Below are 10,364 nucleotides of genomic sequence, written 5' to 3'. Positions count from 1 at the left end.
GCTCGGCGCCACGCCCGCCGCGCCCGCCACGCCCGCCACGCCCGCCGCGCCTGCCGTCCTGTCGGTCCGGGGTCTGACGGTCCGGTTCGGCGCGGTCACCGCGGTGCGCTCGGTCGACCTGCGGGTGGAACCCGGTCAGATCGTCGGGATGATCGGCCCGAACGGCGCGGGCAAGACGACGGTCATCGACGCGATCACCGGTTACACCCCGTCCTCGGTCACGTCGATGACGTTGGGCGGCGTCCGGCTGGACCGTCTGCCGGCGCACCGGCGGGCCCGCGTCGGCATCAGCCGGTTGTTCCAGAACCTGGAGCTGTTCGACGATCTGACGGTCATCGAGAACATCCAGGCGGCCAGCGACCGCCGGGACACCCGCGCCTATCTCACCGACCTGCTGTTCCCCCGGGGACGTCCGCTCGAGCCGGCCGCGGTCGCCGCGGTCGACGCCTTCGGGCTGCGCGACGATCTCCTGCGCACCGTGGCGGAGCTTCCCTACGGTCGCCGTCGGCTGCTGGCCATCGCCCGGGCTGTCGCGGCGCGCCCCGCCGTGCTGCTGCTCGACGAGCCGTGCGCCGGGCTGGACGAATCGGAGAGCACGGAGGTCGCGGGCCTGCTGCGTCGGCTCGCCGACGACTGGGGCTGGGCATCCTGCTCAACGAACACGACATGGACGTGGTCATGGGGGTCTGCGACCGGGTGGTCGTGCTGGACGCCGGGGAGCGCATCGCCGAGGGGACGCCGGAGCGGGTGCGCGACGACCCCCGGGTGCGGGTCGCCTGCCTGGGGGAGGCGGCGGTCCCGGCACGGTTGACGGTCCCGGCTCGGTTGACGGACCCGGCCCGGTTCGCGGCCGGCCCCGCGGTGCTGGCGGCGCGGGGCCTGTCCGCCGGCTACGGCAACGGCCCGGTGGTCCGCGACCTCAACCTGGAGGTGCACGCCGGCGAGGTCGTGACCCTGCTCGGCCCGAACGGTGCCGGCAAGACGACGACACTGCTGGCGCTGGCCGGCGCGATCCCGTCAGCGGGAGGCGAGGTCCTGCTCGCCGGGGCCGTGACGACCGCCGCGCTGCACGAACGGTGCCGGCGTGGCCTGAGCCTGGTTCCCGAGGAACGCTCGGTCATCATGGACCTCACCGTCCGGGAGAATCTCCGGGTCGGTCGATGCGACCCGGACCTCGCCCTCGCGGTCTTCCCCGAGCTCGCCGAGCACCTCGACCGGCGGGCGGGGCTGCTCTCCGGGGGCAGCAGCAGATGGTGACCCTCGCGCGCGCCCTGGCGCGCCGGCCCACGGTTCTGCTCGCCGACGAGCTCTCGCTGGGCCTCGCGCCGCGCGTCGTGGACCGTCTGCTGGCGGCGGTGCGCGCCGCCGCGGACGACGGGCTCGCCGTGATCCTCGTCGAGCAGCACGTCCGCAGCGCCCTGTCGATCGCCGATCGGGTGCACGTCCTGCGGCACGGGGCCCTCGCCTGGTCGGGCACCGCAGCCCAGGCCCGTGCCGACCGGGAGATCCTGCTCGGCGCCTATCTGTCACCCGGGCGGCCGGCGGACTCCGGCGATGGCGCCCTCAGCGGCCCCCGTGTCTGACCCGGGTCAGCGCGAGCGCGTGCCTGACCCGGGTCAGCGTGTGCCTCAGAGTCAGGAGGCGGCCCGGCGCAGGATGTCTAGGCCGGAGTAGGTCTCCGGGCCGAGCGGCACGAAGCTCTTCGACGCGCTGTCCCACCGGGCTCCCCGCAGCGTGGTGTTGAAGATCCGTTCCGCCCCGAGGATCGGCGTCGTCGCCGTGAGGTTCAGCCGCGGGACGATGCCGCCCAGGTCCAGGTCGGTGGTCCGGTTGAGCTGGTCGAGCAGGGTGCGGGCGGTGAGCTCGCCGGACACCTTGTTGCCCACCTTCTCGGCGATCTGCACGGACAGCCACGCGCCGGTGGTGGTCGTCGTGGTGCGCAGCGCGGGGGCCGCGTCCGCGTCCCCGCCGGCCTGCTCGGCGTCCAGTTCGGAGATCATCCGGGCGACCTCGGGGAACTGGCCGGCCTGGCTCAGCTCGGGGAACGCGGTCGCGACCACGAGGTTGTCCGCGGCCGGACCGAGCGTCGACAGGTACTTCGGCGAGAGGGTTCCGGCCGCGTGGCAGGTCCGGACCCGCTGGCCGGCCTGGGAGATCACCGCATAGGCGGCCTGGTCGAACACGACGAGCACGGCTCCGTCGGCACCGGACCGGGTGAGCTGGGAGATCGCCGGGGTGAAGTCGCTCGTCGTGATCGGAATACGGATCTTCGGATTGATCGGACGGTTTACCGCCTTCGCGCCGCCCTCGGCCATGATGATGAGCCGGTCGCTGGCGCTGAGGTCGTAGCCGACCAGCCCGAGGCGGGTGGCCCCCGCCTTGGCGAGCAACGACGGGCAGACCGCGGGGTAGAGGGTCAGCGGGCTGATGACGTAGCTGATCGGGGAGCTGAGCTCGGATCCGTCGGCCGAGATCCCGGCCGAACCGATGGACGGGACCCCCGCGTTCTCCAGGATGGGCATGATCCCGCCCGAGCCGCTGACCTCGCTGACGACCGCGAGCACGTGCTGATCCACCGCCTGCTGGGCGCACTTCCTGGCCATGGCGGCGTCGTTCTTCTCGTTGCAGTGCACGAGCTCGACCCGGTGGCCGGCGATCCCGCCCCGGGCGTTGACTCCGCGCACGGCGGCCCGGGCGGCGGCCACCATCTCCGGGTAGTTCGTCCCGGACGTGTCCACCGGGGCGATGATCATCAGCTTGACCGTCGATCCGGCCGAGGAGGTGCCGGTGGCTTCGCCGTCCGAGTCGCCACCGCACGCGGCGAGCGTGCCCGCCAGCACGGCGCCCAGAACCGCCGCGGCGAGCCGCCGGAGCCCGTGCCGTCGTCCCACCGTGCCGCCTCCTCGTCGTGCGTGCCTCGTCATGGGTCCCGTGTTCCAGTCCCCTGCCGGGCCCCGCTGTCCCCTGCCGAGCCCGCTGTCCCCTGCCGGGCCCCGCCACGGTAGACCTGCCTGCTCAGGACGGATACGCCCGGGTTAGCCGGGACCCGCACGGGCCGCGGCGCGGGGTCGCGTCCCGGCGTCAGATCACCTCAGATCACCTCAGAGCACCTGGGACCAGGCGTAGGTGAACCCCATGATCTGGTCGGCGAGGGTCTCCAGGCGGGCCGCGACGGTTGGGTCGAGTACTCGCCCGTGCGGGTCGAAGAGCGGCACCGCGGTGTTCAGGGTGACTCCCAGCGGGGTCGGCCAGCCGCGCAGGGCGTGCACCGTCGAGCGCAGGGCCGTCAGCGTCGTCCCGGCCGCCTGCGTGCCCCGGGCTCCGACGATCAGTGCGACCGCCCGGCCGTCCAGGTAGGGCCGGGGCGTCCTCCAGATAGTCCAGGGCGTTCTTGACCTGGCCCGACATCCCGCCGTGGTAACCGGGAGTCGCGATCACGAGGCCGTGGCCCGTTCGACGGCGGCGAGGAGGCGCAGCGCCGCGGCGGGACGTTCCTGGCGTTCCGGCGCGTACATCGGCAGGTCCAGGTCCGCCGCACCGAGCAGCATCGTCTCCGCGCCGGCCTGCCCCATCATCGCCAGCACCGTCGCCAGGGCCTGGTGGGTGGTGGAGTTCGCCCGGCTGCTGCCACCGATGCCGACGATTAACGGACGGCGGCGACGGGCCCGCACCGGACCGGGACCGTCCGGCGGCATGTCGGGCGAACGGTGCGCCGAGACCCGGCTGGGCAGCCCGGAGACGGGATCCGTACCGACCGTCTGGCTGCCCGTCTGGCTGCGCCCGCTCCTCGGCTCGCCGTTGCTGGCACCCGGTTGGAACATGCCGAATGTGTCTCCCACTACCCCTCCTCGTCCCGGATCCAGGCGTCTCGGTCCGGCGTCCCGGATCTGGTTCATGTCGGTCCGGCGATGGACCGCCACCCGCGTGCCGTCGCGTCTGTCCTATCGCGGATGTCCTATCGGACGGGCTGACCACACCGATCGAGGGGGTTGCGGGTCCGGCGCAGCGCGGCCGGCAGCGCGCGGGCGCCCGGCCCCAGCTCGGCGATCCGGTCGTGCGGATTCGAGATGCGGCAGCGAAGCAGCGACAGGCAGCCGCAGCCGATGCACGAGTCGAGTCCGTCACGCAGCGCGACCAGAGCCGCGATCTCGTCGTCCAGCCGGCCGCGCCACCGCCGCGAGACCGCGGACCAGTCCGCCTTGGTCGGCGTGCGCGACTCGGGCAGCGACGACAGGGTCTCCCGCACCTCGTCGAGACTGAGCCCGACCGCGGTGGCGGCGCGGATGAACGCCAGCCGCCGCAGGACATGGCGCTCGTACCGGCGCTGCCCACCCGAGGTCCGGGTGGCGGTGAGCAGGCCCCGCTGTTCGTAGAAGCGCAGCGCCGACGCGGCGAAGCCACTTCGTTGCGAGAGCTCACCCACGGTTATCAGATCGGTAGGAAGCATGCCCGCAGACTATGGTGTTGAAGTTGAACTCAACATGAGGTTCCCGGAACCCGGCGGCGCCGCGACGGGCTGGCCGTCATGCCTCGTCGCGCCCCGTCACGATTCGCCACGCCTCGTTACGTCTCGCCGCCCCTCGTTGCCCCGCGTCGCCCCTCGTCACGCCCCGATTCCGTGGTAACGGGGATCACCCCCGGCCGTCCCGGCAGCGCGTTTGCCGCGGTCGCCGCCCATGGCAGGCTTCGTCGCGATGGACGACATCACGCATCGGCGGTTCAACCCGCTCACCGGCCGTTGGGTTCTGGTCTCGCCGGGGCGGACGCGGCGACCGTGGCACGGCGGTCAGGAACCACCGCCGGTGCCGGCCGCGGTCGCCCATGATCCTCTATGCGACCTCTGCCCGGGCAACCTCCGGGCCGGCGGTGAACGCAACCCCTCCTACTCCGGTACCTACGTGTTCACCAACGACTTCCCGGCGCTGCGTCCCGACCCGGTCCGGCCCGCCGCCCCGCCTGTCGCCCCGCCCGTCGGCCCGCCCGTCGACTTGCCCGCCGACCCGGCTCCGGTGTGGCCGGCGGGTCCCGGATCGGGCCTGCTGCGCAGCGAACCGGCCCGGGGGACGTGCCGGGTCGTGTGCTTCGGCCCTCGTCATGATCGCGGGCTCGTCGACATGACTCCGGCCGAGGTCCGGGCGGTCGTGGACACCTGGGCGGCGCAGGAGGAGGAACTCTCCCGCACCTGGCGCTGGGTGCAGGTCTTCGAGAACCGCGGCACCGCGATGGGCGCGTCGAACCCGCACCCCCACGGTCAGATCTGGGCCTGCGACGTGTTGCCCGATGGGCCGGCCGCCGAGGACGCGCGGCAACGGGAGCACTTCGCCCGGTCTGGCAGCTCCCTGCTGATGGACTACGCCGAGATCGAGACGGCGGCGGGGGAGCGGGTGATCCTGGCGGAGGAGCACTGGCTCGTCGTCGTGCCGTTCTGGGCGCTGTGGCCGTTCGAGACCCTGCTCCTGCCCCGGCATCCGGTCGACCGCCTCGCCGCGCTCTCCGACGACCAGCGGGACGGGCTGTCCCGCCTGCTCGGCCGCCTCCTCACCGGCTACGACGCCCTGTTCGACCATCCCTTCCCGTTCTCGATGGGCTGGCACGGGGCTCCCGGGCCGCATCCCGCGCCCGGACCCCGGCCGGGGCTGGAGCCGGGGCCGGGGCCGGGGCCGGGCCTTGATCCTGGCCGGGGACCCGGCGATCCACCCGCGGCGTTCTGGCAGCTGCACGCCCACTTCTATCCGCCGTTGCTGCGCTCCCCGACCATTCGCAAGCATCAGGTCGGCTACGAGATACTCGCCGACGTGCAGCGCGACCTCACCCCGGAGGCAGCCGCGGACCGGCTGCGCGCCGTCATGGCTCCCGTCGCGGCGGACCGGGCCTGAGCCGAGCCCGCGCGGCCGTGGTCATCCCGCGTGCCGCAGGGCCCACGACTCCCCGACACTGGCGTCATGAGAGCCGCCGAGCATCCGGCCACCGAGCGTGCGGTGCGCGCGTTCGTCGAGACCTACGGAGAGCGGCCCACCCACCTCGTCCGCGCGCCCGCCCGGGTAAACCTCATCGGCGAGCACACCGACTACAACGACGGCTTCTGTCTTCCGGTGGCCATCGACCGGGAGCTGTGCATCGCCTTGCGCCGTAACGAGGCACCCGAGCTCCGGCTGGTGTCCGAGCAGGATGCGGTGCCCGCCGTGATCCCGCTGCCGCCGCCGGGCCTCGATACCCCGGTGTCCGCCCGGGCACCCGGATGGGTCCGGTATGTCGAAGGCGTCGCGGTGATGCTGGCCGCCGAGTCGGCCTCCCGTGCCGCCGCCGGGTCAGGCTTCCCGGCCGGAGGGGGCCCGGTGCCCTGGCGTGGCACGCTGGCCAGCGACATCCCCGTCGGCGCGGGACTGTCCTCCTCGGCCGCGCTGGAGCTGGCCGTCGCCCTGGCCGGTGCGCATCTCGCCGGGTTGACGCCCTCGCCGACGGAGCTCGCGCTGCTCGCCCAGCGGGCGGAGAACCTCTGGGTGGGGGCGGCGACGGGCCTGCTCGACCAGCTCGCCTGCGCCGCGGGCGTGGCCGGCCACGCGCTGCGGATCGACTGCCGCACGCTGACGACCGAGCCGGTGCCGCTGCCGGGCGGGCTGGCCGTGGTGGTCATCGACACCGGCTCGCGCCGACAGGTGGTGACCAGCGAGTACGCCACCCGACGGGCGGAGTGTGAGCGGGAGGCGCGGGCGCTGGGCGTCGCCGCGTTGCGGGACCTCACGCCCCGGTCGATGGACGAGGCGGTGGCCCGGCTCGGCAGGTCCGCCCGGTCGGATGGGACAACCCGGCCGGGCGGAGCGGCCGGCGGGACCGGTCTGGACCCGGTCGCGCTGCGCCGGGCCCGGTTCGTCGTCGCCGAGAACGCCCGGGTCGACGCCGTCGCCGCGGCACTGCGCGCGGGCGACGCCCCAACGGCCGGGCGGCTGTTGCTGGCGGGGCATCGCGGGATCCGGGAGGACTTCGAGGTGTCGGGTCCGGAACTCGATGCGGCGGTCCAGGCGGCTTCGGCGGCTCCGGGGTGCTTCGGCGCCCGGATGACCGGCGGTGGTTTCGCGGGCTGTGCGGTGGCCCTCGTCGACCGGTCCCGGCTGACCGCCTTCACCGAGGCGTTCGAACCGGCGTATGCCGCACTCACCGGCCGGTGGGCCGTGCTGCACGTCTGCTCGGCGGTCGCCGGCACGTCCGTCCTGGACCTCGGGTAGCGACCGGGGAACGTCCGTCCCACCAGCTACGCCGTCGACGTCAGCCGCCGCACCCCAAAACCTGACTGACCACCTCAACCGGCACGATCTATCAGCGTGACCACATCCGTTCTCCTGATCACAGGGGCTTCCTCCGGCATCGGCGCCGCAACAGCGCAACTCGCCGCCAGCAAAGGGTGGCGCCTCATCCTCGCCGCCCGCTCTCACCATGCCCTTCACGAACTTGCCGCGGAACTGGGCGGCCCAGCCCGGGCCGTGGCAGCCCCCTGCGACATCAGCGACTGGGACCAGGTCACCACTCTGCCCACGCTCGCCCACGGCGCGTTCGGCCGACTCGACGCGGTGTTCGCCAACGCCGGCTCCTTCACCGCCACCTCCTTCCTGCGCGGCACCGGATCCCCGCAGCAGTGGCGCGAGATGGTGCTGACCAACGTCTACGGAACCGCCCTCGTCGCCCGGGCCACCCTGCCCACCCTCGTGCAGTTCCGGGGACACTTGGTGCTCACCGGTTCGGTGGCCGGCCGCATCACCGTCCCCGGGCAGCTCTACTCCGCCACCAAGTGGGCCGTCACCGCCATGACCCAGTCCATCCGAGCCGAGGTCACCAGTACCGGCGTGCGTGTCACCCTCATCCAGCCGGGACTCGTTAAAGCCGGCGAAACATCGCCCGACCGGGCCACCGACCCGAAACTCGGCACCACTGACGTCGCCCGTGCGGTCCTGTTCGCACTCGAGCAATCCGACACCGTCGATATCAACGAGATCGTCGTCCGGCCCACCGGTCAACAGCCACACCGCTGAAGGTCCACCTGGCCCGTCCAGCAGATAGGGGATGGAGTGGCTCGGCGTCGAGATAGGCAACCAGGACTCGATACTCTAAAATTCCGATCATGGCTCTGACCTGGGCCGTTGCACTACCGCCGGATCGCTGCAGAATCGGCCCACGATCCACCGCCGATCATGCCTTCAACCTGCGACTTTACTTTCGGGGTCGGGTCGCTGATCATCCCTGGAGGGATCGCAACGCGTGCATTCCGGCCGTGACGAGTGCCCCTCCGCTGGTCGCTGATCATCCCTGGAGGGATCGTGGTGGGGCACGGCGGGCCGGTAGCGGTGGGATCATGACTGGGAGCCTCAGGGACGGGAGAAGACTGTGATGTCCGAGGAAACCGCTGGCCCGTCAGGTGAATCTGCGGCCGAGCGTGAATCGGGGGCGCGGCCGCCAGCCGGTCGGGAACCGTCCGGGCAGCCGGCGCCCGATGCCGACGCGGGGCGCGACGCCGATACGGGGGCGGATGAGGCTCGGGCGACGTTTGAGGGCAGGTTCGACCTCCGTCCGGTCGACTGGGACGGCTCGTTCTCCCGAGTATGGAACGCGCGGCATGGCCAGGAGTTGACGAATGAGCTTGCCGCCGAACAGGAGCGGCGGGAGAACCAGAAGCGGATCGAGGAGTACTGGCGGGAAGCACGGGAGCAGATGAACGCCGAGTTGGCTCGGGAGGAGGCACGGCGCTGGGAGGAGGACCGCGAGCGGGCGGTGGCGGAGGGCGGGCGGCCGGCGCGGGGGGCGGTGGACGAGGCGCTGCTCCGCAAGCTGGAGCTGCTTGATCGGTTTCCGCCCGTTGAGCCCGACGAGCCGGCCGCGTCCGACGGGTCGGCCGACCCGCGGTGACCGGCGGGCCGAGGTCGGTTAGGGGTCGCGGTGGCGGAACCTCGGCTCGGCCGGGATCGGCCGTTCGGGAAGGGGCGGCCGGTCGTGGCGGGCCTGGTCGACAGTGTCGGCGAGGGTGCGACGGGCCCGGGTGCTGTCCGGATGGAACGGGCCGTGCTCGCGTAGCGCGTCGGTGAGCGCGGCGCGGTAGAGGGGGACGGCGTCGGCGGGCCGGCCGGCCTGGCGGTAGGTGTCGGCGAGGGCGCCCCGGGTGGCGCGGGTGTCGGGGTGGCCGGGGCCGAGGAGCTGCTCGCGGACGGCGAGAACACGTTCGTTCAGGTCGACGGCCTGCGGAAGCCGGCCGGTGGTCCGGTAGACCTCGGTGAGCTCGTCGGCGGTGCGTAGAGTGCGTGCGTCGCCGACGCCGTGTGCCCGGCTCCGGTCAGCGAGCAGTCGTTCGAGCAGCGGCACGGCCGCCTCGAGCTGCCCGGTGCGCCGGTAGCTCGTCGCGAGGGTGTCCCGGGTCTCGACGGTGTGGGGGTGCGCGGGGCCGAGGACGTGCTCGTGGCGGTCGAGGGCGCGTTCGAGGTGGGGGACGGCGTCGCCGGGTCGGCCCAGCCTGAGGTGGGCGGTGGCGAGGTTCTCGCGGGTCTCGGTGGTCTCGGGGTGGTCGGGGCCGAGGGCGCGTTCCCGGCCGGTCAGCGCGCGGCCGAACTCGCGTGCGGCGTCATCGAGTCGTCCGGCCCGCAGGTGGGCGCGGGCGAGTCCGTCGACCGTTTCGAGGGTGTCGGGGTGGTCGGGGCCGAGGGTGCGCTCGCGGCCGGTCAGCGCGCGGCCGAACTCGCGCGTGGCGTCGTCGAGCCGTCCGGCCTGGTGGTGGGTGACGGCGAGTTGGTGGCGGCTGCCGAGGGTGGCGGGATGCTCGGGGCCGAGGACCCGTCCGCGGGCGGCGAGGGTCTGCTCGAACAGCGGCACGGCGTCGCCTACCGCCCCGATCCGGCGGTAGGCGACGGCGAGGCTGTGACGGGTGTCGAGGGTGGCGGGGTGCTCCGGGCCGAGGATCCGCCGCCGGTCGGCGAGGGTGTCCCGCAGCAGTCGGGCCGCCTCGTCGCCGCGGCCGGCGGCGTCGTAGGCGCGGCCGAGGCTGTGCCGGCCTTCCAGGGTGTCGGGGTGCTCGGGGCCGAGGATGCGTTCTCGCTCGGCGAGGGTGCGCTGGAACAGGTTGACCGCGTGGTCGACCTGGCCGGCCTTCTGGAACGCCCAGGCGAGGGTGTCCCGGCTGACCAGGGTGGCGGGGTGCGCGGGGCCGAGGACGCGTTCGCGGTCGGCGACGGTGCGCTCGGCTAGGGCCTGTTTGGGAAGTTTATCGGGGCAGCCATTCGTTGATCGCGGCGATGGTGACTGTTGCTTCGTAGCGGACGGCTAGCTTGTCGTAGCGGGTCGCGACCGCCCGGTGGCGTTTGAGCCGGTTGATGCCGCACTCCACGGCG

General features: G+C 73.1%; 9 protein-coding genes and 2 pseudogenes. 6 read left to right on the top strand and 5 right to left on the bottom strand.

Translation table 11 applies throughout. The features are described from left to right. Positions 1-811 (top strand): ATP-binding cassette domain-containing protein (locus AC08OU_RS17770; protein WP_476605349.1); only part of this gene is annotated, 811 nt, incomplete at its 5' end. After that, positions 697-1,583, top strand: a pseudogene (locus AC08OU_RS17765) (ATP-binding cassette domain-containing protein). The gene AC08OU_RS17770 and the pseudogene AC08OU_RS17765, both read left to right, overlap by 115 nt. 51 nt (positions 1,584-1,634) lie before the next feature. Here AC08OU_RS17765 and AC08OU_RS17760 read toward each other — a convergent pair. From AC08OU_RS17760 to soxR, 4 genes and pseudogenes are all read right to left on the bottom strand, one after another. Further along, complete coding sequence (locus AC08OU_RS17760; RefSeq protein ID WP_476601261.1) at positions 1,635-2,891, bottom strand: ABC transporter substrate-binding protein; 1,257 nt, start codon at positions 2,889-2,891, stop codon at positions 1,635-1,637. A gap of 210 nt (positions 2,892-3,101) precedes the next feature. Next, on the bottom strand, positions 3,102-3,269 hold the full coding sequence (locus tag AC08OU_RS17755) for a hypothetical protein (RefSeq protein WP_462187100.1): 168 nt from the start codon (positions 3,267-3,269) through the stop codon (positions 3,102-3,104). A 130-nt stretch (positions 3,270-3,399) separates the two neighbouring features. Further along, positions 3,400-3,695 (bottom strand): annotated as a pseudogene (locus AC08OU_RS17750) (NADPH-dependent FMN reductase); the annotation flags it as partial. 260 nt (positions 3,696-3,955) lie between these two features. Next, on the bottom strand, positions 3,956-4,447 hold the full coding sequence (soxR, locus tag AC08OU_RS17745) for a redox-sensitive transcriptional activator SoxR (RefSeq protein ID WP_476601262.1): 492 nt from the start codon (positions 4,445-4,447) through the stop codon (positions 3,956-3,958). A gap of 229 nt (positions 4,448-4,676) precedes the next feature. Between soxR and AC08OU_RS17740 the strand changes: the two genes are divergently transcribed. The 4 genes from AC08OU_RS17740 (at position 4,677) to AC08OU_RS17725 (ending at position 8,895) form a co-directional block, all read left to right on the top strand. Beyond that, positions 4,677-5,876: a UDP-glucose--hexose-1-phosphate uridylyltransferase gene (locus AC08OU_RS17740; protein WP_476605348.1), complete on the top strand. Its 1,200-nt coding sequence runs from the start codon at positions 4,677-4,679 to the stop codon at positions 5,874-5,876. Between the two features lie 66 nt (positions 5,877-5,942). After that, a complete protein-coding gene (galK, locus tag AC08OU_RS17735) occupies positions 5,943-7,223 on the top strand; it encodes a galactokinase (RefSeq protein ID WP_476601264.1) in 1,281 nt (426 codons plus the stop codon). Between the two features lie 96 nt (positions 7,224-7,319). Beyond that, complete coding sequence (locus tag AC08OU_RS17730; protein ID WP_476601265.1) at positions 7,320-8,024, top strand: SDR family oxidoreductase; 705 nt, start codon at positions 7,320-7,322, stop codon at positions 8,022-8,024. A gap of 355 nt (positions 8,025-8,379) precedes the next feature. Then, entirely contained in the window at positions 8,380-8,895 is a 516-nt protein-coding gene (locus tag AC08OU_RS17725) for a hypothetical protein (protein ID WP_476601266.1), read from the top strand. Positions 8,896-8,913: 18 nt separating this feature from the next. Here AC08OU_RS17725 and AC08OU_RS17720 read toward each other — a convergent pair whose 3' ends face one another. Beyond that, entirely contained in the window at positions 8,914-10,161 is a 1,248-nt protein-coding gene (locus tag AC08OU_RS17720) for a tetratricopeptide repeat protein (RefSeq protein WP_476605350.1), read from the bottom strand. Positions 10,162-10,364: the final 203 nt, after the last annotated feature.

It is taken from the genome of Frankia sp. CcMO1, from assembly GCF_977945845.1.
This window is presented reverse-complemented; position numbering and strand designations above follow the sequence as displayed.